General features: G+C 59.5%; 22 protein-coding genes. 11 read left to right on the top strand and 11 right to left on the bottom strand.

Features of this window, described 5'->3' with window-relative positions; genetic code table 11:
- Nucleotides 1-78: 78 nt before the first annotated feature.
- Together RUESEDTHA_RS14800 and RUESEDTHA_RS14805 are read right to left on the bottom strand one after the other, a co-directional pair.
- Nucleotides 79-1,110 (bottom strand): permease, encoded by a 1,032-nt coding sequence (locus RUESEDTHA_RS14800; RefSeq protein WP_180887538.1) that lies wholly within the window; start codon nucleotides 1,108-1,110, stop codon nucleotides 79-81.
- Nucleotides 1,103-1,411, bottom strand: a complete 309-nt coding sequence (locus tag RUESEDTHA_RS14805) for a helix-turn-helix transcriptional regulator (protein ID WP_180887539.1) — start codon at nucleotides 1,409-1,411, stop codon at nucleotides 1,103-1,105. The genes RUESEDTHA_RS14800 and RUESEDTHA_RS14805 overlap by 8 nt, the downstream gene beginning before the upstream one ends.
- Before the next feature lie 124 nt (nucleotides 1,412-1,535).
- On the opposite strand from RUESEDTHA_RS14805, the gene RUESEDTHA_RS14810 reads away from it, so the two are divergent.
- The 6 genes from RUESEDTHA_RS14810 (at nucleotide 1,536) to RUESEDTHA_RS14835 (ending at nucleotide 10,535) form a co-directional block, all read left to right on the top strand.
- Nucleotides 1,536-2,996 (top strand): PLP-dependent aminotransferase family protein, encoded by a 1,461-nt coding sequence (locus RUESEDTHA_RS14810; RefSeq protein ID WP_180887540.1) that lies wholly within the window; start codon nucleotides 1,536-1,538, stop codon nucleotides 2,994-2,996.
- Nucleotides 2,997-3,121: 125 nt separating this feature from the next.
- Complete coding sequence (xsc, locus tag RUESEDTHA_RS14815; protein ID WP_180887541.1) at nucleotides 3,122-4,900, top strand: sulfoacetaldehyde acetyltransferase; 1,779 nt, start codon at nucleotides 3,122-3,124, stop codon at nucleotides 4,898-4,900.
- A 5-nt stretch (nucleotides 4,901-4,905) separates the two neighbouring features.
- Nucleotides 4,906-5,919 (top strand): phosphate acetyltransferase, encoded by a 1,014-nt coding sequence (pta, locus tag RUESEDTHA_RS14820; protein WP_180887542.1) that lies wholly within the window; start codon nucleotides 4,906-4,908, stop codon nucleotides 5,917-5,919.
- A 50-nt stretch (nucleotides 5,920-5,969) separates the two neighbouring features.
- Nucleotides 5,970-8,822 carry a molybdopterin oxidoreductase family protein gene (locus RUESEDTHA_RS14825; protein ID WP_180887543.1) on the top strand — a complete coding sequence of 951 codons (2,853 nt, stop codon included), beginning with the start codon at nucleotides 5,970-5,972 and terminating at the stop codon, nucleotides 8,820-8,822.
- Nucleotides 8,823-8,913: 91 nt separating this feature from the next.
- On the top strand, nucleotides 8,914-9,663 hold the full coding sequence (locus RUESEDTHA_RS14830) for a 4Fe-4S dicluster domain-containing protein (protein WP_180887544.1): 750 nt from the start codon (nucleotides 8,914-8,916) through the stop codon (nucleotides 9,661-9,663).
- The gene (locus tag RUESEDTHA_RS14835) at nucleotides 9,663-10,535 is read left to right on the top strand and encodes a DmsC/YnfH family molybdoenzyme membrane anchor subunit (protein WP_180887545.1); all 873 of its coding nucleotides are present in this window, start codon (nucleotides 9,663-9,665) and stop codon (nucleotides 10,533-10,535) included. Before RUESEDTHA_RS14830 ends, RUESEDTHA_RS14835 begins: the two co-directional genes overlap by 1 nt.
- 98 nt (nucleotides 10,536-10,633) lie before the next feature.
- Here RUESEDTHA_RS14835 and dapA read toward each other — a convergent pair whose 3' ends face one another.
- A complete protein-coding gene (gene dapA / locus RUESEDTHA_RS14840) occupies nucleotides 10,634-11,506 on the bottom strand; it encodes a 4-hydroxy-tetrahydrodipicolinate synthase (RefSeq protein ID WP_180887546.1) in 873 nt (290 codons plus the stop codon).
- A gap of 133 nt (nucleotides 11,507-11,639) precedes the next feature.
- Between dapA and RUESEDTHA_RS14845 the strand changes: the two genes are divergently transcribed.
- Nucleotides 11,640-13,604, top strand: coding sequence for a lytic transglycosylase domain-containing protein (locus RUESEDTHA_RS14845; protein WP_180887547.1), 1,965 nt, complete (start codon nucleotides 11,640-11,642; stop codon nucleotides 13,602-13,604).
- On the opposite strand, the gene RUESEDTHA_RS14850 is transcribed toward RUESEDTHA_RS14845, so the two are convergent.
- Nucleotides 13,578-14,447, bottom strand: coding sequence for a DMT family transporter (locus RUESEDTHA_RS14850; protein ID WP_180887548.1), 870 nt, complete (start codon nucleotides 14,445-14,447; stop codon nucleotides 13,578-13,580). The genes RUESEDTHA_RS14845 and RUESEDTHA_RS14850 overlap by 27 nt on opposite strands.
- Nucleotides 14,444-15,109: a tRNA (5-methylaminomethyl-2-thiouridine)(34)-methyltransferase MnmD gene (gene mnmD / locus RUESEDTHA_RS14855; protein WP_180887549.1), complete on the bottom strand. Its 666-nt coding sequence runs from the start codon at nucleotides 15,107-15,109 to the stop codon at nucleotides 14,444-14,446. Before mnmD ends, RUESEDTHA_RS14850 begins: the two co-directional genes overlap by 4 nt.
- A 55-nt stretch (nucleotides 15,110-15,164) precedes the next feature.
- On the opposite strand from mnmD, the gene RUESEDTHA_RS14860 reads away from it, so the two are divergent.
- The gene (locus RUESEDTHA_RS14860; protein WP_180887550.1) at nucleotides 15,165-16,199 is read left to right on the top strand and encodes an FAD-binding oxidoreductase; all 1,035 of its coding nucleotides are present in this window, start codon (nucleotides 15,165-15,167) and stop codon (nucleotides 16,197-16,199) included.
- Here RUESEDTHA_RS14860 and RUESEDTHA_RS14865 read toward each other — a convergent pair.
- From RUESEDTHA_RS14865 to RUESEDTHA_RS14880, 4 genes are all read right to left on the bottom strand, one after another.
- Nucleotides 16,191-16,991 (bottom strand): acyl dehydratase, encoded by an 801-nt coding sequence (locus RUESEDTHA_RS14865; protein WP_180887551.1) that lies wholly within the window; start codon nucleotides 16,989-16,991, stop codon nucleotides 16,191-16,193. The genes RUESEDTHA_RS14860 and RUESEDTHA_RS14865 overlap by 9 nt on opposite strands.
- 46 nt (nucleotides 16,992-17,037) lie before the next feature.
- Nucleotides 17,038-17,583, bottom strand: a complete 546-nt coding sequence (locus RUESEDTHA_RS14870) for an NADPH-dependent FMN reductase (RefSeq protein ID WP_171126334.1) — start codon at nucleotides 17,581-17,583, stop codon at nucleotides 17,038-17,040.
- Between the two features lie 119 nt (nucleotides 17,584-17,702).
- Nucleotides 17,703-18,374: an OmpA family protein gene (locus tag RUESEDTHA_RS14875; protein ID WP_180887552.1), complete on the bottom strand. Its 672-nt coding sequence runs from the start codon at nucleotides 18,372-18,374 to the stop codon at nucleotides 17,703-17,705.
- A gap of 118 nt (nucleotides 18,375-18,492) precedes the next feature.
- Nucleotides 18,493-19,182 (bottom strand): YafY family protein, encoded by a 690-nt coding sequence (locus tag RUESEDTHA_RS14880; RefSeq protein ID WP_180887553.1) that lies wholly within the window; start codon nucleotides 19,180-19,182, stop codon nucleotides 18,493-18,495.
- 103 nt (nucleotides 19,183-19,285) lie between these two features.
- On the opposite strand from RUESEDTHA_RS14880, the gene RUESEDTHA_RS14885 reads away from it, so the two are divergent.
- Complete coding sequence (locus RUESEDTHA_RS14885) at nucleotides 19,286-19,471, top strand: hypothetical protein (RefSeq protein ID WP_180887554.1); 186 nt, start codon at nucleotides 19,286-19,288, stop codon at nucleotides 19,469-19,471.
- A gap of 2 nt (nucleotides 19,472-19,473) precedes the next feature.
- Here the strand turns inward: RUESEDTHA_RS14885 and RUESEDTHA_RS14890 are convergent, their stop codons facing one another.
- Nucleotides 19,474-20,121, bottom strand: coding sequence for an RluA family pseudouridine synthase (locus RUESEDTHA_RS14890; protein WP_180887555.1), 648 nt, complete (start codon nucleotides 20,119-20,121; stop codon nucleotides 19,474-19,476).
- A 97-nt stretch (nucleotides 20,122-20,218) separates the two neighbouring features.
- Between RUESEDTHA_RS14890 and RUESEDTHA_RS14895 the strand changes: the two genes are divergently transcribed.
- Nucleotides 20,219-20,629 (top strand): nuclear transport factor 2 family protein, encoded by a 411-nt coding sequence (locus RUESEDTHA_RS14895; RefSeq protein ID WP_171124409.1) that lies wholly within the window; start codon nucleotides 20,219-20,221, stop codon nucleotides 20,627-20,629.
- Nucleotides 20,629-21,336, top strand: a complete 708-nt coding sequence (locus RUESEDTHA_RS14900; RefSeq protein WP_255431754.1) for an SGNH/GDSL hydrolase family protein — start codon at nucleotides 20,629-20,631, stop codon at nucleotides 21,334-21,336. The genes RUESEDTHA_RS14895 and RUESEDTHA_RS14900 overlap by 1 nt, the downstream gene beginning before the upstream one ends.
- Here RUESEDTHA_RS14900 and rarD read toward each other — a convergent pair.
- Complete coding sequence (gene rarD / locus RUESEDTHA_RS14905; protein WP_180887556.1) at nucleotides 21,327-22,232, bottom strand: EamA family transporter RarD; 906 nt, start codon at nucleotides 22,230-22,232, stop codon at nucleotides 21,327-21,329. The two genes, RUESEDTHA_RS14900 and rarD, sit on opposite strands and share 10 nt — an antisense overlap.
- Nucleotides 22,233-22,258 lie beyond the last annotated feature (26 nt).

Below are 22,258 nucleotides of genomic sequence, written 5' to 3' on the forward strand. Positions count from 1 at the left end.
ACGCTAAACCGCCCGGTGAAAACACCGGGCGGTTTTTTCTTTTACGCGTCTGGGGTTCAGCTTGGGACCCAAATCGCACTAGACCATCTGAAAGATGATCCCTGCGATAATGGCGCCGGTTATGCCCAGCCCCAGATAGGTCGCAAACACCTTCGGTTTGACCAGCGACCAGACGGCTGCCATGGCCGGGATCGAACTGACTGCGCCTGCGACCATGAAGGACATAGCTGCACCGACGCTCATCCCTTGTTCAGTCAGACCGGCCAAAAGCGGCGGTGCTACGTAGGAGTTCAGGTAGGCCGGCATTCCAACCAGGGCTGCGATGACGATGGGTACTACGCCCTCACCACCAACCACGCGGGCAATTAGATCGGCAGGCACATAGCTGACCAGCAACGCCTCGAGCACATATGCGAGGGCCAACCATTTCAGCAGGAACAGACCGTTGTGAACAAACTCGGTGCGAAAGCGCTGACGACGCTCGGGCTGTTGCCAGAACCGCCAGACGGGTTTGTCGTCCTGCTTTGGGCTGCTTCCACAGCATCCGGCCGGTTTGTATTCTCGTAGCGGCTGCGCGAATGCGCCGCTGCGCATCAGACCACGCACGACAAAACCACCGAACAAACCCAAGGCAACGGCAGCTACGGCTTTGCCGATCGCGAAAGGCCAGCCCAAAGCACCTGCGGTGATCAGCAATGTGGGCGGGTCGATCAAAGGTGAACTGAGCCAGAACGCCATCACCGCCGACAAGGGCGCGCCCAGCGCCAGCAGACCGGCGATGAAGGGGATCACCTCGCAGGAACAAAACGGTGCCAACCCGCCAAACAGAGCGGCGAGGAAAATCATCCGTGTCTCGCGCCCTTCAAAGGCGCGCGCAACCATGACCTCGGCCCCTGTCGCCTTGAGGTAAGACAGAAGCAGGACGGCAAACAGGATATATTGCCCAGTATGGGCAAGGGCCTTGCCTGCGAAAGTGACAACCTCTGCCCAGTTTCCGGGGTCTAGAACCGCCACGGCAATCAAGATCGCAACGATCACAGCCCAAGGCGTTTTAATCACGTCCAGCGCGGCTTTTCCCGAAATCTTCGGGTTCTGTGTCAGTTCAGCCATCGTTCGCGGCCTTTCCTATTTCATCCGCGCAGCACTCAGACAGGATGAACTGCGCGAGGTTTCTCAACTCGTCATAGCTGGCGCGGTTGATCGTGGTGCGCCCGATCTTTTCCTGTTGCACCACGCCTCCGGCTGCCAGAAACCGCAGGTGATGGGCCAGCGTAGACGGCGCGATACCCGTGCGTTCCTGTATTTCCCCAACGGTCAGCCCAGCTTCACCTGCACGGACCAGAGTTTTCAGAACCTTCAACCGGGCCTCGGACCCCATGGCCGAAAATCCTGCAGCAGCGGTTTCCCACATTTTGCGCACTCCATTAAACTAGATTTCTAGTTATTTAGGTGAGTTGATTTCTGGTGTCAATGAAAATGGTCAAAAACCGGTAAGTCCAGATTGCTCATCCCATAAGTCCACCCTATAAAACCCTATGAGTATTTCGGTCGACACTTTCTTTCTGGAACTCAACGGTCAGGGCACGCTGCAGGCACAGATCCAGCAGATGATTGCCGAGGGTATCCTGTCGGGCCGTTTCCACGTAGGTGAGAAGCTTCCCTCATCCCGCAAACTGGCCGCACATCTGGGGGTCAGCCGGATCACGGTAACGCTGGCCTATACGGAATTGCTGGCCAATGACTACCTCACTTCCAAAGGACGGTCAGGGTATTATGTGTCGGAAAATGCGCCGGTGCCGCCGAAATACACGCCCACCCCGCGCGGGAATGAAACGGTCGATTGGAATACGGCGCTGGCCAGGCGTTTTTCAGACGGGGATACCCTGACCAAGCCCGCAGATTGGCGCGATTACCGCTATCCGTTCATCTATGGTCAGGCCGACCGGTCGCTGTTTGACCATGCCAACTGGCGACTTTGCGCGGTTAGGGCGCTGGGGCACAAAGACTTCGATTCCCTGACCGGGGATTACGTGGATCAGGACGACCCCCTGCTTGTCGAATTCATCGCCCGCCACACCCTGCCCCGCCGCGGCATCGCGGCCCGACCCGAAGAGATTCTGATTACCATGGGCGCGCAGAACGCGCTTTGGCTGGCCTCGCGCATTCTGTTGAACCGCAACCGGACGGCAGTGATCGAAGACCCGTGCTACTATGCCCTTCGCGACCTGCTGAACCATTCCGATTGCAAAGTGGCCCCGGTCGCCGTGGACCGCGACGGCTTGCCACCCGAGGCCTTACCCGACCAGACCGATGTGATTTTTACCACCCCCAGCCACCAAAGCCCGACCACCGCGACCATGCCGGTGGACCGGCGCACCGCTCTGCTGGCCCGTGCCCGCGAATTGGATGCGATGGTGGTCGAGGATGACTATGAATTCGAAATGGCCTTTCTGGGTGCGCCCTCGCCCGCGCTCAAGTCGATGGACCGGGACGGGCGGGTGATCTATGTGGGCAGCTTCTCTAAATCGCTCTTTCCCGGTTTGCGCCTTGGCTACATGGTCGGGTCCGAGCCTTTTATCCGCGAGGCCCGCGCCCTGCGGTCACTGGTTTTGCGCCACCCGCCAGGACATATCCAGCGCACGGCCGCCTATTTCCTGTCGCTTGGCCACTATGACGCGCAGATCAGGCGGATGTCCAAGGCGCTAGCCCAACGGCGCGCGGCGCTGGATCAGGCCGTCGAACAGCATGGTCTGACTGTCGCCGGGCGCGGCGTTCTGGGCGGGTCATCAATCTGGATGTCGGCATCGGATCATGTGGACACGACCCGGCTGGCTAAGGCGCTGCAAGGCCAAAGCGTCCACATCGAACCCGGCGCGCCCTTCTTTTCCGAACCCAACCGGCCCCGAAATTTCTACCGTCTGGGATATTCCTCAATCGCGCCGGATCGCATCGCGCCGGGCATAAAACGCATCGCCGAGGCAATCCGCGACTACTAGCGGAATACTGGACCTATTCCGCTGGGCATTCTGGCCCTAACGTCGCCCTGCCCCATCCGTCAAAACCATATCTAAAGGCAGGGCGAAAGACCCGGCCATTCCACATATGCGCGGAGATCATTCAGATGAAAATGACCACGGAAGAGGCCTTTGTTAAGGTTCTGCAAATGCACGGAATCGAACATGCGTTCGGGATTATCGGCTCGGCCATGATGCCGATCTCGGACCTGTTCCCCAAGGCAGGGATCATGTTCTGGGACTGCGCGCATGAGGGCAGCGCCGGCATGATGGCCGACGGCTATACCCGCGCCACCGGCAAGATGTCGATGATGATCGCGCAGAACGGCCCCGGCATCACCAACTTTGTCACTGCCGTCAAAACCGCCTATTGGAACCACACCCCGCTGCTGCTGATCACTCCGCAAGCTGCCAATAAAACCATCGGTCAGGGTGGTTTTCAGGAAGTCGAGCAGATGAAACTGTTTGAGGACATGGTCGCCTATCAGGAAGAGGTCCGCGACCCGTCCCGTGTGTGCGAGGTTCTGAACCGAGTGATCATGCAGGCCAAACGCGCCAGCGCGCCCGCACAGCTGAACATCCCGCGCGATATGTGGACTCAGGTCATCGACGTCGACCTGCCCGCGATTGTGGAATTCGAGCGCCCCTCGGGCGGTGAAAGCGCCGTGGCCCAGGCGGCTGATTTGCTGTCGAATGCCCAAAACCCGGTGATCCTGAATGGCGCAGGCGTGGTCCTGTCCGAAGGCGGGATCGAGGCGTCTAAAGATCTGGCCGAGCGTCTGGATGCGCCGGTATGTGTCGGCTATCAACACAACGATGCCTTCCCCGGTTCGCACCCGCTTTTTGCCGGGCCGCTGGGCTATAACGGTTCAAAAGCAGGGATGGAGCTGATCAGCGAGGCTGATGTGGTTTTGTGCCTCGGCACCCGCCTGAACCCGTTCTCGACCCTGCCCGGCTATGGCATGGAATACTGGCCGACGAACGCCAAGATCATTCAGGTCGACATCAACCCCGACCGGATCGGCCTGACCAAGACGGTTTCGGTGGGCATCATCGGTGACGCGGCCAAGGTGGCCAAGGGCATTCTAGCACAGCTAAGCGATACCGCAGGCGATGCAGGGCGGATTGAGCGCAAGTCGCGCATCGCCCAGAAAAAATCCGCATGGGCGCAGCAACTCTCCAGCATGGATCACGAAGATGACGATCCGGGCACCACATGGAACCAGCGCGCCCGCGCCGCCAAGCCTGACTGGATGAGCCCCCGCATGGCGTGGCGCGCGATCCAGTCCGCCCTACCGAAAGAGGCGATCATCTCGTCCGATATCGGCAACAACTGCGCCATCGGCAACGCCTACCCGTCCTTCGAGGATGGTCGCAAATATCTGGCGCCTGGCCTGTTCGGCCCGTGCGGCTATGGCCTGCCGTCGGTTGTGGGGGCCAAGATCGGCAACCCAGACGTGCCCGTTGTCGGGTTCTCGGGCGACGGTGCCTTTGGTATCGCGGTCAACGAACTGACCGCCATCGGCCGCGAGGAATGGCCCGCCATCACCCAGATCGTCTTCCGCAACTATCAGTGGGGGGCCGAAAAGCGAAACTCGACCCTGTGGTTTGACGACAATTTCGTTGGCACCGAGCTGGACACCAAAGTGTCTTACGCCGGAATTGCACAAGCTTGCGGCCTGAAAGGCGTCGTGGCGCGCACGATGGACGAGCTGACAGCCGCCCTGAGTCAAGCCGTCGAAGACCAGAAAAACGGCATCACCACCCTGATCGAAGCCATGATCAATCAGGAACTAGGCGAACCCTTCCGCCGCGACGCGATGAAAAAGCCGGTGGCAGTTGCGGGCGTCAGCGCCGATGACATGACCCCACAGGCCGGGGCGTAACCCGCGTGAAGCCTCTGCGCGCCATTCTCGGGACGGCAAGCGCGTCGGACAAAATCATCGCCCTGTCCGAAGGCGACGATCCCCGCGTTGTCGAAGGCGCGGTGAAAGCCGTGAAAGAGAATGTCGCGCGGATTATCCTGATCGGAGACAAGGCCGAGGTTTCGGCCTTGCTCGATGCCCATGATGGGTTTGATCCAGACCGGATCGACATCCACGATCCGGCCGCGTCCGACCTGACGCCAGGGCTTGCGCAGGCGCTTTACGAACGGCGCAAGCACAAGGGCATGACGTTGGAAGACGCACGCCAGCAAATCACCAACCGTCTGACCTATGCCGCAATGCTGGTGCAACAGGACATCGCCGACGGCACGGTCGGCGGCGCGGTCGAGACAACGTCTGACACTGTACGCGCCGCGTTACAGATCATCGGCACCGCACCCGAGGCCGCGATGGTCTCCAGCTTTTTCCTGATGCTGTTCTGTCAGGACCATCACGAGGTCAAAGGCGCCCGAATCTTTGCCGATTGCGGGCTGATCGTGGACCCCGACGCAGAAGAAATGGCCGAGATCGCCCGCGCATCGGCTGACTCCTACACGACCCTGACCGGCGAAGTCGCGCGGGTGGCTATGCTGTCCTTTTCCACCTCGGGCAGCGCAGAACACCCTAAGGTTTCGAAAGTGGTCGAAGCGACGCAGATAGCCCGCGCCAAAGACCCAACCCTGCTGATCGACGGAGAGCTACAGTTCGACGCCGCCTTCGTGCCTGAAATCGCCGCCGCCAAGGCCACGGATTCACCGCTCAAGGGTGAAGCAAATGTCTTTGTCTTCCCCAGCCTGAACGCGGGCAATCTGGGTTATAAAATTGCGCAGCGAATCGGCGGGGTCGAGGCGATCGGCCCCGTGTTGCAAGGATTGGCGAAACCCGCCAACGACCTGTCACGCGGCTGTTCATCCGAAGACATCCTGCACATGATCGCCGTCACCGCCGTTCAGGCGCAACACAACGATTCCGGGACGTAAGTCGTCCTCACAAGAAAAAACGAAAACATTATTCCGATTTACCTCATTTTATGAGAAAGGTCGGATCGCAGTCTTTAAGGGGGGCGCTTTTGAACCAGCCAGTGATCGACACTTCGCCCAAGGTCTCAGACGAGGTCCGCAAGACCACCTGCTACATGTGCGCCTGCCGCTGCGGCATCAACGTCCACATGAAGGACGGCAAGGTTGCCTATATCGAGGGCAACCGCGACCACCCCGTGAACAAGGGCGTTCTTTGCGCAAAAGGCAGCGCCGGGATCATGCAGGTCAACGCGCCCTCGCGCCTTCGTAAACCGCTGCGCCGGGTCGGCCCGCGTGGCTCGGGCGAGTTCCGCGAAATAGAGTGGGACGAGGCGATCAGCACCGCTGTCGGCTGGTTGAACGAACTGCACGAAACCGCCCCACAGAAACTGGCCTTCTTCACGGGTCGCGACCAAAGCCAGAGCTTTACCAGCTTCTGGGCGCAGCATTTCGGCACGCCAAACTATGCGGCGCATGGCGGGTTCTGCTCGGTCAACATGGCGGCGGGTGGGATCTACACCATGGGCGGCGCGTTCTGGGAATTCGGCCAGCCCGACTGGGAGCATACCAAGCTATTTTTGCTTTTCGGTGTGGCAGAAGATCACGACAGCAACCCAATCAAGATGGGGATCGGCAAGATCAAGGTGCGCGGTGCGCGGGTGATCGGGGTGAACCCGATCCGCTCGGGTTATAACGCCGTGGCCGATGACTGGGTCGGGATCACGCCCGGCACCGACGGTCTGTTCATCCTGTCCCTGATCCATGTGCTGATGAAGGCGGGTAAGATCGACCTCGACTACCTTGCCCGCTACACCAACGCGCCGGTTCTGGTGAATGCCGCCGAGGGGCCCGAAAAGGGCCTGTTCCTGCGCGACGCCGACGGTAAACCGCTGGTGGTCGACCGCGTGACAGGCGAACCAACCGCCTTTGACAAACCCGGCGTCCGCCCGGACCTGTCGGCCACCTACGACAAGGACGGCGTCACCCACCGCCCGGTCTTTCACCTGATGGCCGAGAAATACCTCTCGGACGATCACGCCCCGGAAAACGTGGCCGAGCGCTGCGGCATCCCCGCCAAACGCATCCGTGCCATCGCGGCTGAGATCGCGCGTGTCGCCTTTGACGAAGCGATCGAATTGGACCAAGAATGGACCGACTTCCGCGGTGAGACACACTCCAAAATGACAGGCCGACCGGTTAGCTTCCACGCAATGCGCGGGATCTCAGCCCATGCCAACGGTTTCCAGACCTGCCGCGCGCTGCATGTGCTGCAAATTCTGCTCGGCACGATCGAGGTCCCCGGCGGTTTCCGCTTCAAACCGCCCTATCCCAAACCGGTCGAGGCGCACCCCACCCCACACGGCGACCGCCGCCCGGGTCGCCCGCTGGAAGGCCCTCACCTTGGCTTCCCGCGCGGCCCCGAAGACCTGCTGCTGGATGAAAACGGAAATGCCCAGCGGATCGACAAGGCGTTCACATGGGAAAACCCAATGTCGGCGCATGGGCTGATGCATATGGTGATCTCGAACGCCGCCGCCGGTGATCCATACAAGATCGACACGCTGTTCATGTATATGGCGAACATGTCGTGGAACTCCTCCATGAACACCAAAGGTGTGATGGAGATGCTGTCGGCCAAGACCGAAGACGGCAAATACGTCATCCCAAAGATCATCTACTCGGACGCCTATTCCTCGGAGATGGTCGCCTATGCCGACCTGATCCTGCCCGACACCACCTATCTGGAGCGACACGACTGCATCTCGCTGCTGGACCGCCCGATTTGCGAGGCTGATGCTGCCGCCGACGCGATCCGCTGGCCCGTGGTCGCACCTGACCGCGACGTACGCGGGTTCCAGTCGGTGCTCATAGAACTGGCCAACCGCATGAGCCTGCCGGGCTTCACCAACGAAGACGGGACGCCCAAATGGAAGGACTATGCCGATTACATCGTCACCCACCAACGCAAACCGGGCATCGGTCCTTTGGCCGGTTTCCGGGGTGAGAATGGTGACAAGGAAGGCCGCGGCGCGGTCAACCCTGACCAGCTAAACCGTTATATAGAAAACGGCGGTTTCTACGTGGCCCACATCCCCGAAGGCGCGGACTACTACAAACCGTGGAACACCGCCTATCAGGATTGGGCCGTTGGCATGGGCCTCTATGACAGCCCGCAACCCTACTTGTTCCAGCTCTATTCCGAGCCGATGCGCAAGTTCCAACTGGCGGCCGAAGGTCACGGAGACAAGCAACCCCCAGACCACCTGCGCCAGCGCCTCAAAGACACGATGGACCCGCTGCCCATCTGGTACGAAACCGACCAGCAGGGCAACGAAGGCTTCACCGTCAACGCCCTAACCCAACGCCCCATGGCGATGTATCACAGCTGGGGCACCCAAAACGCATGGCTCCGCCAATTGCACGGCCGCAACCCGCTTTACGTGCCCACAAAGCTGATGCGCGAACACGGGCTTCAAGACGGTGACTGGGCCAAAGTCAGTTCACCGCATGGCGAAATCACAGTTCCGGTCATGGAAATGGCTGCACTGAACGAAAATACCGTGTGGACATGGAACGCCATTGGTAAGCGCAAAGGCGCGTGGGCTCTGCAACAGGACGCCCCCGAAGCCACCAAAGGCTTCCTGCTGAACCACCTGATCCACGAACTCCTCCCACCCAAAGGCGATGGAATGCGCTGGGCCAATTCCGACCCGGTTACCGGACAGGCCGCGTGGTTCGACCTGAAGGTCAAAATCGAAAAGGCCGCGCCGCCTGAGGATGCGGAAAGCCAACCGGAATTTAGCCCGATCAAGTCGCCTGTGGGGACCGGGCCCAAAGACCTCGCTTGGAAGGTTGGCAAATGACCCGATCCGCTCTTCATCTGGCACAAAATATCCCGGGGTCTGGGGCAGAGCCCCAGCTCGCCGTCACCCCAAACGCAGAGGCAAGGCAATCATGACCCAGCTCCCGCAATCCACCGAGCGCAAAATGGGGCTGGTGATCGATCTCGACACCTGTGTCGGGTGCCATGCCTGCGTAATATCGTGCAAAGGTTGGAACACGGAAAACTATGGCGCTCCCCTTTCGGATCAGGATGCCTATGGCAGCAATCCCTCAGGCACGTTCCTGAACCGAGTTCATTCCTACGAAGTGCAACCCGATCAAGGCCCGGCCCAACTGATCCACTTTCCAAAGTCCTGCCTGCATTGCGAGGACGCCCCATGCGTCACCGTTTGCCCAACCGGGGCCAGTTACAAACGGGTCGAGGATGGCATCGTGCTGGTCAATGAAAGCGACTGCATCGGATGCGGGCTCTGCGCATGGTCCTGCCCTTACGGCGCGCGTGAGATGGATATGGCGGAAGGTGTAATGAAGAAATGCACATTGTGCGTTGACCGTATCTACAATGAAAACCTGCCCGAAGTGGACAGAGTCCCATCCTGCGTTCGCACCTGCCCCGCAGGGGCACGGCATTTCGGTGATCTGGGAGACCCCGAAAGCGATGTCAGTAAATTGGTGGCCGAGCGTGAAGGAATGGACCTGATGCCCGAGATGGGCACAAAGCCCGTGAACAAATACCTGCCACCGCGCCCCAAGGACCAGGTGGAAGACCAGATTGATATTCTCGCGCCCCTGCTGGCCCCTGTGGCCGAAGAACCCAAGGGCTTCATAGGTTGGCTCGACAAAGCTCTGGAGAAGCTCTGATGCATCCAGCGCCTTCCGTCATTATCTTCACTACCCTATCCGGCCTGGGTTTCGGTCTTCTCTTCTTTTTGGGTCTGGGGATGCCGGACGTCACTGGCTGGGTTGCGTTCGTCTTCTTTGTTATCGCCTATGGCCTGTCTGTTGGCGGGCTTATGGCGTCGACTTTTCACCTTGGGCACCCTGAACGCGCCTGGAAGGCCTTCACACAATGGAGGTCCAGTTGGCTTAGTCGTGAAGGTTGGTGCGCTGTCATCGCGCTGACCGTCATGGGCCTTTACGCGATTGGAGCGGTCTTTCTGGGACAAAAGTGGAGCGTGCTTGGGGTCATCGGGTCAGTGTTTTCGCTGGCAACTGTTTTCACGACGTCCATGATCTATACACAGCTCAAGACTATCCCTCGCTGGAACATGAAGCTGACGCCGGCTCTGTTTCTGAGTTTCGGTCTGGCTGGCGGGGCTCTGCTTGCAGGTCAAACCCGGCTTGCTGTACCTTTGTTGCTTATCGCCGCGACCATTCAAGCCCTTTATTGGTGGCAGGGCGACAAAGCGTTCGCCAAATCTGGAACCAACTTGGGCACCGCAACGGGTCTGGGCTCGCGTGGGGAGGTCCGGGCGTTTGAACCTCCGCATACCGGGACGAACTATCTGCTGCGCGAGTTCGTGCATGTCGTGGGACGCAAACATGCCGAGAAGCTGCGGATCATTTCGTTTCTGTTGGCTTTCTTCGTACCAGTCGTTCTGCTGTTTCTGCCGTTCAACCACTTTTTTGCGCTAATCGCGGTGGTCTCGCATCTGGCGGGTGTCGCCGTGTCACGCTGGTTGTTTTTCGCGCAGGCCGAGCACGTGGTCGGATTGTATTACGGAAAGAGATAAGGAAGGGGGCCAGCCCCCTTCTTGGTCTTACAGACCAATTCATCCCCCGGGATATTTTTAGCCAGATGAAGGACGGATCCCGCCAAGGGTCAGCCGGGCTATAGGAGACCGGCGTGGACCATTGCCGCAACAATCGCGGATTTGGTACCGTCTTCCAGTTCAGTCAGAGGCGAACGGACTTCGGTGCTGCAAAGGCCGAGTTTACTGAGGGCGTATTTTGCGCCCACAAGACCCGGTTCAATAAAGATCGCCTCGTGCAAAGGCATCAGCCGGTCCTGATATTCAAGCGCCTTGGCGTAGTCACCCTGAAGCGTCGCTTGCTGGAACTCGGCGCAGAGTTTCGGCGCCACGTTTGCGGTTACCGAGATACAGCCCACGCCCCCTTGCGCATTGAAGCCCAGTGCAGTTGCGTCTTCGCCCGACAATTGACAGAAATCTGCGCCGCAGGTGGCGCGCTGCTGGCTGACACGCGCCAGATCGCCGGTGGCGTCCTTAACGCCCACAATGCGCGGCAGTTCCGCCAACTCTCCCATCGTTTCAGGCGTCATGTCGACGACCGAGCGGCCCGGGATATTGTAGATGATGATCGGAATATCTGCGCAATCGTGCAGCGCCCGGAAATGTGCGATCAGTCCTTTTTGCGTCGGCTTGTTGTAATATGGGGTTACGACCAGCGCGGCGTCAGCGCCAACCTTCTGAGCGAATCGCACAAAACGGATAGCTTCGACCGTATTGTTCGATCCCGCACCCGCGATCACTGGTACGCGCCCGGCCGACGCCTTCACAACCTCTGCGACGACGGTTTCGTGTTCATCATGGCTGAGTGTTGGGCTTTCGCCGGTGGTGCCAACGGGAACCAGACCGGTTGACCCTTCCTGAATCTGCCATTCGACCAACCGTTTGAGCATAACCAGGTCCAACTCGCCGTTTGTGAACGGGGTGACCAGGGCTGGCATCGAGCCTTTGAACATGACACGCTCCTCAGAGTGCAGTTGGCAATTATTGTGCTGCCGGCGATCACAATCTGAGTGATGTGAGTTGATCCCGGCGGCGCAAGGTTTATCCTGAATGGCTCTATCCTTGGTTGGTTAGGAAATGCAAGGCATGACACGCGTTCTGACGCTATTGATGGCAATGATTCTGGGATCATTCGGGCAGGCGTATGCCGACGCAGCAAGCGATCTGCGCGCCGCGCTGGATGAAATGCGCAAAGGTGACTGGAATGCCGCTTTGCGTGAGGCAGGCGCGCGGGGATCGGTATCACGCGACATAATCGTCTGGCATTGGCTGCGCGAAGGTTTTGGCAGCTCAGGTGACGTACTGGTCTTTTTGGACCGTCGCCCGGATTGGCCTGGCCTGACATGGCTGCGCCGCAAAAGCGAACCGGCGTTTACCGGGGCAGATCCTGACCGTGTTTTGAAGTTCTATACCGATGTACCGCCGCAAACGGCAGAGGGCGCATTGAACTATGCGGTGGCGCTCAAGGCCAAGGGGCGCCCGGGCGACGCCGAGGCTGATATTGTTGCGGCGTGGCGGACCATGCCGATGGGTAAAGGCCTGCAGAAGGATTACCTTGAAAACTTCGGGAAGCTCCTCAAGCCCCACCATGAGGCCCGGCTGGATCGGATGCTATGGGACAACCACCTTGTCAGCGCTGGGCAGATGCTGCCTTTGGTCGGGTCTGATCATCGTAAGCTGGCCGAAGCCCGGATCGCGCTGCAAAAGCGCCTGCCCGGTGTGGATGGTAAAGTTGCCGCCGTGCCCAAATCGTTGGCAGAGGCGCCGGGGCTGGCGTTTGACCGGTTTGTCTGGCGGGACAAAAAGGAACTGGACGACAGCGCCATTGACCTGATGCTGGCGCGGTCCACCGGCCCCGAGGCTTTGGGCGAGCCGGACAAATGGGCAGAAGGCCGACGTCGTCTGGCGCGGCTGGAGATGCGCGGCGGCGATATCAATCGCGCCTATGACATCGCAGCCAACCACCATATGACGCCAGAAATGGGCTATGGGTATGCCGATCTTGAATGGCTGTCGGGGTTCCTCGCCCTGCGCAAACTGAACGACCCGGCAACAGCCGTGCGTCATTTCCAGAATTTCTCGGACGCCGTTCAGTCGCCTATCTCGAAAGGTCGGGCCGGATACTGGCTTGGGCGGGCTTATGCGGCACAAGGCAATGCGGACAAGGCCTACGAAGCCTATGCGATGGGAGCGGACCATCAGACTTCGTTCTACGGATTACTGGCGGCTGAGCAGATTGGTCGCCCGTTCGATGGTGAATTGGCAAACCCCAGACGCGCGCCGCATTGGAAACAGGCCGAATTCGCCGAGTCCAGCGTGCTGGAGGCGGGATTGTTGCTGCTGCAGGCTGGCGAAGCAAACCTGTCGGAACGGTTCCTGACACATCTGGTGGAAGACCTGGATTCGGTTGAGGCAACCCAGTTGGGTGATCTGGTTATCGAATTGAAAGAGCCTCATCTGGCCGTAATGATTGCCAAGCGCGCTGCCAAAACCGGTGTTGTCCTGCCTGCTGCCTATTATCCGGTGCATCCGGTGGCCGATCTGGGCCTGCCGATGGCCAAGGAGATGACGTTGGCCATTGCCCGCCGCGAAAGTGAGTTCGACCCCATTGTCGTCAGCGGCGCAGGTGCCCGAGGTTTGATGCAAGTTATGCCTGCGACCGCGCAACTGGTCGCCAAGAACATGGGCATTCTCAGCGGTCATAAAACGGGCAAGCTGACCTCTGACTGGAAATACAATGCCAAGCTGGGGGCGAATTACCTGTCTGGGCTGGCCGCGGATTTCAACGGCAATGTCGTGATGATGGCCGCCGGATATAATGCCGGGCCGCGCAGGCCGATCTCTTGGATGGGTCGGTATGGTGACCCGCGCGCCGGTGATATTGACGTTGTCGACTGGATTGAGACGATCCCGTTCAGCGAGACCCGCAACTATGTGATGCGCGTCGCCGAAAGCCTTCCGGTCTATCGCGCCCGTCTGGGTCAACCGGCCCTGCCGATTCCGTTTTCGCAAGAGCTGATTGGTTCAACTTTGGCGGCGTTCGCGCCATAGGGTGAACAGGCCAGCGGCGATGACCAGCCCGGCGCCGATGACAACCGCGGGCCGCAGGGTTTCGCCAAAAACCGAGATTCCCAGAATCGCGCTCCACATCAGGTGGAAATAGGCAAAGGGCTGAACGGCGCTGGCTTCGGCCATTTCATAGCATTTGATCAGCAGCCAATGTCCCAGCACCCCACTGAGACACAGCAACCCCATCCAAAACCAATCGCGGCTTTCCATCGGTTCCCAGAACCACATGCCGACCGCAGTCATGGCGACCGCTCCGGCGATACCGGTCCAGAAAAAGCTGGTTGCGGTGCTGTCCTGCCTGGCGACGTAGCGGGTCAGCAACCCATAGACCGCAAACATCAAAGCCGAGATCAGAGGGATCACAGCCAGCGGATTGAACACGCCCATACCGGGTTGGAGGATAATCAGCACGCCCATGCAGCCGACGCCAATTGCCGTCCATCGCCGCCAGCCCACCTTTTCCCCTAATATCGGACCGCTAAGCGCCGCTATCAGAAGCGGATAGCAGATGAACACGGCCTGACTTTCGATCAGGCCCAGAACGGTAAAAGCATAAACGGCCACGCAAATCTCGCCGGCAAGCAGGACACCGCGCAATATCTGCCATCCCAGTTGACTGGTCCGCGCCGTCACTCCGATGCCACCCGGGGCGCGAAGGGCCAGTGCCAGAACAAACGCAGCAAAGAACCAATACCGGATCATAACGACCATGTAGGTGTTGTAGGTTCCGGCAAGGTGACGGGACATGCCGTCCTGCAACGCGAACACAACGGTCGCCGCGATCATCAAGGCGATCCCTGCGCGTGTGTTGTTCTGTTGCGTCATGATTTGACCGCTCGCGTCATATGGCGTTTGCGGCCATATCCGGGGACGCGGGTGACTGAAAAACCCGCCTCCTCCAATCCGCGGCGAACAAAACCAGCAGCTGTGTACGTCGCGGCAGTACCGCCGGGGGCCGTATGGTCGGCCACATGCTGCATCAACTCAGCCCCCCACAGCTCTGGGTTCTTGGCCGGAGAGAACCCATCCAGAAACCACGCATCCGCGGACGTGTTCCATTTGGGCAGCGTCTCGCGCGCGTCCCCTTCGATAACCTCAAGCTGCAGCGTACCCAGATCACACGACCCTCCGCGCCAATGCTGCAGAAAACGCGTGCTCCAGGGGGTGATTTCCGGAAAAGCCGCCAATGCGCGGGACATATCCGCAGGGTCCATTGGGTAGGCTTCGAAACTGGTAAAGCTCAATGGTGTCGTTTTCCCGGACTTCTCCCACTCTGACCACGCGGTCAGCATGTTCAGGCCGGTGCCAAACCCAAGTTCAGCAATACGAAATCCCGGCGCGAAGCGCGCGGGCAGGTCGTTGCCGTCAAGAAAGACATGACGCGTCTCAGCCAGCCCGTTTTGCAACGAGTAATACGGGTCGTCGAACCGGTCTGAAACGGGTATTTGATCATCGGTCCAAGTCAGTTCGGCACGCTGGTCTGCCATCGGGGAATCCTGTAGCTAAGCGGCGCGACACTGAACAAGGAAAAGGGGTTTGGCAATGGTCGATGTGACGGTACGCGGCGCGGGTATCTTTGGCCTGTCCATCGCCTGGACCTGTGCCCGAAGCGGTGCAAAAGTTCAAGTCGTTGATCCTTTTGGCGCGGGCGCGGGATCAAGTGGCGGATTGGTCGGTGCCCTTGCCCCCCATGTCCCCGAGAACTGGAACGCGAAGAAAGCCTTTCAGTTCGACAGCCTAATCATGGCCGAACCATTTTGGAAAGGCGTTGAGGAAATCGGCGGGGTTTCAGCGGGTTACGCAAGGCTGGGGCGGCTTCAACCTGTACCTGACGCCAGAACCTTGGAACTGGCTCACGCCCGCGCGGACACGGCGGCTGAACTATGGCAGGGCAAGGCCGAATGGCGTGTCGTTGAAACCGAACAACTGGGATCGTGGTGCCCGCCCAGTCCAACTGGATATGTAATCCACGACACGCTCAGCGCCCGGATGCACCCACGGCGCGCATGTGCCGCGCTTGTATCAGCGCTGGCCGTCATGGGTGTTGATGTCGTGGCTGAGGCACCGGACAGGGGGCAAGTCGTTCACGCCACCGGGTTGGCTGGACTTCAGGAACTCAACGACGCATTCGGGAAAGTTGTCGGCAATGGCGTCAAAGGACAGGCCGCATTGTTGCGGTTCGACGCCGGAGAGGTTCCCCAGCTATTTGCCGATACAGTCCATATTGTCCCGCATGCGGATGGCACGCTGGCCATCGGCTCAACCTCCGAGCGGGAGTATGACGATCCGGCCAGCACAGATGCCGCGCTTGAGGACGTGCTGGAGCGTGCCACGCGCGCAGTCCCTGTTCTGCACGGGGCCGAGGTGATCGAACGCTGGGCCGGGGTTCGTCCCCGCAGCAAAAGCCGGGCCCCTATGCTGGGCGCGCATCCTTTGCATCAGGGGCAGTTCATCGCCAATGGCGGGTTCAAGATCGGCTTTGGAATGGCCCCGAAGGTGGCCGCAGTCATGGCCGATCTGATACTGGACGACCGCGATACGATCCCAGACGATTTCCGGCCCCAAGCGTCACTGTGACCGCGCGGCGGCATCGGCAATCATGCATTGCCGCCCGTCGGGGCCGCGCACCCACATGCTCTGACCGTCCCGGCACAGGGTCGCAGTTTCGGTATGCATCAACGGCGAAGTCGCGCGGAACGAAAACTGTGCAAGCGGACCCATCACATCCTCGGCAAACAACATCAGCAACTGGGCCAGTAGCGGCCCATGCACGACCAGACCATCATACCCTTCGACCTGACGCGCATAGTCCAGGTCATAATGGATGCGGTGACCGTTGAATGTCAGCGCCGAGTATCGAAACAACAACGTAGAATCGAAAGACACCTCACGCCGAGCGGTCTCGTCGGTCCGGGCCACCGGCGGCATGGGGCGCGGTTCATTGTCAGATGGATCGTTGCGGTAAACGAGGTCCTGCCACTCGGTCAGGCAATGCGTTTCATCCTGCCATATCTCGTGGCGCAGCGTGACAAAGGCCAGCGGCCCGGTTCGCCCCGTTTTAGGCAGAAGACTTTCCCGAACCGAGCGACGTTCGGCTGCCTGACCCGCAACAAGGGGCGCATGAAACTCCAGCCGACCGCCTGCCCACATCCGTCGGGGCAAACCCAAATCGGGGATCAGGCCACCCCCAACCTTTGGATGACCGTCCCGGCCAAGGCCGTCCGGTGGCTGCGGTGTCCAGAAATAAAGATGGTGGAAAAAGGCAGGCAAGGGTGTGCCTGCCCTAATGGTCCCGCCCTGCCCCAACGCGATCTGAAGCGCGGCGGCGCGGGCCGGGTCCAGAACATCCGTCTGTGTTTCTACCGTCATGGCAAAACACTAGATAGCGGAACAGGCACCGACAAGCGACCTGTGGTTATTGGAAACCAGCCTCGGCGCGCAGCTTCTGCATCAAAGTTTGCAGAGCGCTTTCGTATCTTTCGCTGGTCAGTTTTCCCTGCTCATCGAATTCACTGGAACTGCTGGCCAGATGAATTTCCGGTCCCTGCAAAATACGTGGCTGGAACGGCACCATATAGCCGCGCAGCACCATTTGGGCCCGCTCTCCGCCTGCGCGACCCGCGGCGGCGGACATCACCGCAACGGGTTTGTCGGCCCATGGCTTGCCCTTGGTTCGGCTTACCCAATCCAACGCGTTCTTCAACACTCCGGATGGACCCTTGTTGTATTCAGGGGTCGAGATGATCACGGCATGCGCCTGTGCGATCTGGTCCGCCAGCAATTGAACCGGCTCGGGGATACCCTCGCCGTCCTCCAGATCACCGTCATAAAGCGGCAGGTTCAGGTCTGCCTCGACATATGTCCCGGGGTCAAACAGCCGCGCGGCTTCGCGCAGCAGCTTACGGTTGGTTGCGCTCTGGCGCAGCGACCCGGACAGGCCAAGCAGGATTGGTTCAGACATGGTAGGGCTCCGTGATGGTGTCTTTCACTAATTAGCGCGACACCTCTGCGCGCCATAGCCCCCATGACGCGCAGTCAATGTGCAAAAAAGCCAGAGCACCTAATGATGCCCTGTCAAATTCAGGTGCGCCCGTTTGGAATGATCTCGATATCGACCCGTCGATTAAGGGCCTTACCTTCAGGCGTCAGGTTCGAGGCCGCCGGGCGGTTCTCACCCAGTCCAATCGTGCTGATCCTTGCACTGTTGACACCATTGGCCTGCAAAATATCGGCGACAGAGCGCGCCCGACGTTCTGACAGGGCCTGATTGTACGACGCCTCACCGTCACTGTCCGTATGGCCAATAACCTGCACGGTCGAGTTGGGGTAATTCACCAGGTTTTGCCCCACCCGGACCAAATCGGACCGCAGCGCCGGGCGCACGGTCGAGCTGTCGGTGTCAAAGGTGATGTCGTTCGGCACGGTGACAATCAGCCGGTCCCCGGCATTGGTTACGGTAATCCCCTGATTGGCCAATTGCTGGCGCAGTTCTGCGGCCTGCTGGTCCAGTTGGTTACCGATCAGGCCGCCGCCTGCCGCACCAATCGCACCACCAGCCAACGCACCAAGAAGCGGATCAGAGCCGTTCGCGATCGCTCCAACACCCGCACCGACCAATCCACCCAGAATCGCACCCTGTTTTGTGTTTTGGTTTGGGTCGGCCGGCAAATTCAGCGTGCCGGGGTCCGTACACGCGCCCAATAACATTGCCGAGCACAGCCCGGCGGAAACAACAAACTTGGAAATGGTCATGAAATCACCTTCTGCTCTGGTACCCGTTTGCCGGGACCATCTTGTTCAGCGCAGTATATCGCGCCGACGCCGAGCAGGCTCAAGCAACAATCCGGTGATATCGGCAGTTACCCGCCAGTCATTGTTGTGTGACAGCGTCCCAGCGATTTTGCTCTTGCCATATCGCGCGAAGCGGCGCCCCCTGACCGCAAAAGTGATCATCGATCAGATCACAGGACCAGATGCGGTCGGTCCGAAAATGTCGAAACCCGTTTCTTAACTCGCACCATGCAGCAAGCATCGTGCACTCGATATGATAGATCAGCGCAACCGGGCGCACGGTCCGTTCCGTCCGGGTGCCGGCAGAATTGACATAGGTAATACGAATCTTGCGCTCGGACCGTATCGCCTCACGGTAGTTCACGACCTGAACGCATCCCTTTTCGGGGTCATCTGCGGGCGCGCCCCACGGGGCCACTTGCAGCCAATCCGCAGGCGCGCGCAGGGCGTCGATTTTGCGACACACCCGATCGGCGGCCTGTTGCAGCGTGCTGTCGCCAGTGCGCGCCAGCATGGACAGACCAACCCACAATGCTTCGACCTCTTCCGCGTCAAAGTTCAGGGGCGGCAGATCATAACCACGGCGCATCAGATACCCGATGCCCGCCTCACCTTCGATCGGGGTGCGCTGCGCCTGCAACGCGGCAATATCACGATACACAGTCCGAACCGAAACCTCGAGCTTTTCGGCAAGCATCTCGGCGGTGACGGGCGCGTTTGAGGCGCGCAGAATTTGGATGATCTCAAACAAACGGGTCGAACGGCGCATGGAAATCTCCGGCTGAACTGCTGACACTCTAACACAGCCCCCTGACAAGGGGGTGTCAGCAGTCCTCGGCAAGGCTGGACCAACACGAAAAAGGATGCCTTCCATGCCAAGCCGAGACAATCATGTTCTAATGACCCTCAAACTGGGTCAATGGGCCGAGAAGCACAACCTGCGCGCCTTTGAAATCGAACGCGAAATCGCAGCTAACCGTCAGCGCTGTACCCCCAGACGCCGCGCAAGGCGGTTTTCTCTGGGCAATCTCAAGCTGCTCTGGACCAACGCAGTCTGACGTCAGAATTCGGGTGCGGCGCGGAATTTCATAGAAACGCCGCCCTCGGGGTTTTTCAGGCGCAATTCTTCGGAATGCAGCATAAGGCGCGGATAGTCGCGCGCTGCACCGTCCGCATAAAACGGGTCACCCAAAATCGGGTGACCCAAAGCCTGCATGTGGACCCGCAACTGATGGGACCGCCCGGTTTTCGGAAACAGGCGCACACGGGACGTGTCGCCTTCGTGTTTGACGACCCGCCAATCCGTGACAGCAGGTTTACCAGTCTCATGACACACCATCTGACGCGGTCGATTGGGCCAATCCACAATCAGCGGCAGATCAATGGTGCCGGTTTTGGGTTCAACCTGACCAATAACACGCGCGACATAGGTTTTTCGCGTCTGGCGCTTCTCGAATTGCATGCTCAGATGCCGTTGGGCATGCTGGGTCTGCGCAAACACCATCACCCCTGATGTATCCCGATCCAGCCGATGCACCAGCAAGGCTTGCGCAAAGGCTGCCTGCACCCGTGTCAGCAGGCAATCGGCAAGATGCTCTCCGCGCCCCGGAACCGACAACAGGCCCGATGGTTTATTCACCACGATCAGTTGTGCATCTTCATGCAGCACGTCCAGAGGTGTTTGAGGTGGATCGTAGGGTTCGCTCATGCGCGTCTGCCTACCGCAGCCTGCTGCCTCCCGCAACGTCGTCCTTGCTTGCGCCGCATAGTTCCGCAACTCTGCCCCTAAAAGCGGAGGAAAATTCATGCATCCCACAATCGAGCGCATGCAAGAGGTTGTTGCCAAAGGTGACGAATCCCAGATTCTCGAACTGCTGGCCGAGGATGTGCGGTTTTCACCCCCAACCTATTTCAGCACATGGACAGGGCGCGCCCCGGTCGCGGCGGTACTGGGCCATGTGGGGCAGGTGTTCACTGATTTTCACTATCGGCGGGTGATGGGCGACGGCAAGGATTGGGCGTTGGAATTTCAGTGCAAGGTTGGCGATCTGGATGCGGTCGGCGTCGATCTGATCACGTTGGATGACGATGGTCTGATACAGGAGTTCGAAGTCGTCATGCGCCCCTACAAAACAATCGGTGCCCTGCGCGAGGCGATGATGGCCCGCGTCATGACCGATCCGCGTTTTCTGGAATACAAAAACGCACTTAGCTGATGATGCCAGTAGCCCCAGACCAGTTGTTGCGGGTGCCGCTGCTGCCAGTTCTGGCCGCACAGGGCCTGTCTGTCCGACGGAACGCGCAACTTTTGCCCGAACCCATAGGCCCCCGCAGCGGTCGAAATGGTCGAGGCCCCCGCCTGCGCCTTTTAATCGCCGGGGACAGCTCAGCCGCTGGTGTCGGCGCTGGCACGCAGACACAGGCACTTTCAGGGCATCTGGCAAAGGAACTGTCCCGGCACTACACAGTCGAATGGCAGCTTGAAGCCATGACCGGCCACACCACGCAAGATACACTTAACCGCCTGCAGGTTTTGGACGGTCAATTTGATATGGCAGTCACAGCGCTCGGAGTGAATGATGTCACGCGTGGCGTCACACGAAAGAAGTTCGCTGACCGACAAACGCTTTTGATGAACCTTCTTGTCCAGCAGTTTGGCGTTCGTCGAATTGTCGCGACGGGCGTTCCCCAAATGGCCCGGTTTCCGGCGCTGCCGCAGCCATTGGCTTGGGTTCTGGGCCAGCAGGCCGCCCGGTTGGATCAGGCTTTGCAAGAGGTCACCGCCGGGTTTTCTCAGGCGCGCCATCTGACACTGAACTTGCCTGACGATCCCGCCTTGGCCGCGCCGGATGGCTATCATCCCAGCCCAAAAACTTATGCAATCTGGGCGTCCGAAGCCGCAGCACTCCTGCGTCAGGCCTGAGCGCGCATCTGCCGGATCATCGGAATCGAATACACAACCAACGCAGCCCAGATCAGCGGAAACGCAATCATGCGCCCCCTGTCGATCTGCTCGCCAAAGAAAGTGATCGCGGTGATGAAGATCATGGTCGGTGCTATGTACTGCAATATGCCCATCGTCGACAGGCGCACCAGCTTTGCCCCGTTTGCGTAAACCAGCAGTGGGACGGCCGTCACTACACCGGCAGCGGCCAACAACAGAGTATCCGAACCCGTTGCCCCAAAATGCCCAGCCCCTTCGGCACCAAGCCACGTCACGTAAACCAAAGCTGGAAACAAGAGGATCAGAACCTCAAGCAAGAACCCCTGATTTGGGCCGATAGGCCAAGATCGCTTGAAGAATGCGTAGAACCCCCAACTGACCATCAGGCCCAAGGCCGCCCAAGGCAACCTGCCAGCCTGAAGAACTAAGACCAGTACGCCGATCGCAGCAAGCCCAACGGCAATCAATTGCGTTTTGTTAAGTGGTTCCCGCAGCAGAACCGCGCCCAAAGTTATGCTGAACAGCGGATTGATATAATACCCAAGCGCGGCATCCAGCGCGTTTCCGCTGGCAATGGCCCAGATGTAAATCGCCCAGTTCAAGGAAATCAGCGCAGCGGTCAAACAGGCCATGCCCAACATTTTGGGGTTTTGCAACGCTGCTTTCAGGTCCCCGGTCCGCCCAAGCGCGATCAGCAACGCGCCGGCCACAGGCACGGACCAAATGACCCGATGCGCCACGATCTCAACAGGGCCAATATGCGCCAATGCCTTCATGTAGAGCGGCAGAAACCCCCACAAAACATAGGCCGTAACCGCCAGAGCCAACCCCTTGGGCGTGTCTGCATTATTCGGCGGTACAGCGGCGTCTGCCATAATGAGTCTCCGATTGAGCTTGAAAC

The sequence above is a fragment of the Ruegeria sp. THAF57 genome, from assembly GCF_903914075.1.
GTDB lineage: Bacteria > Pseudomonadota > Alphaproteobacteria > Rhodobacterales > Rhodobacteraceae > Ruegeria.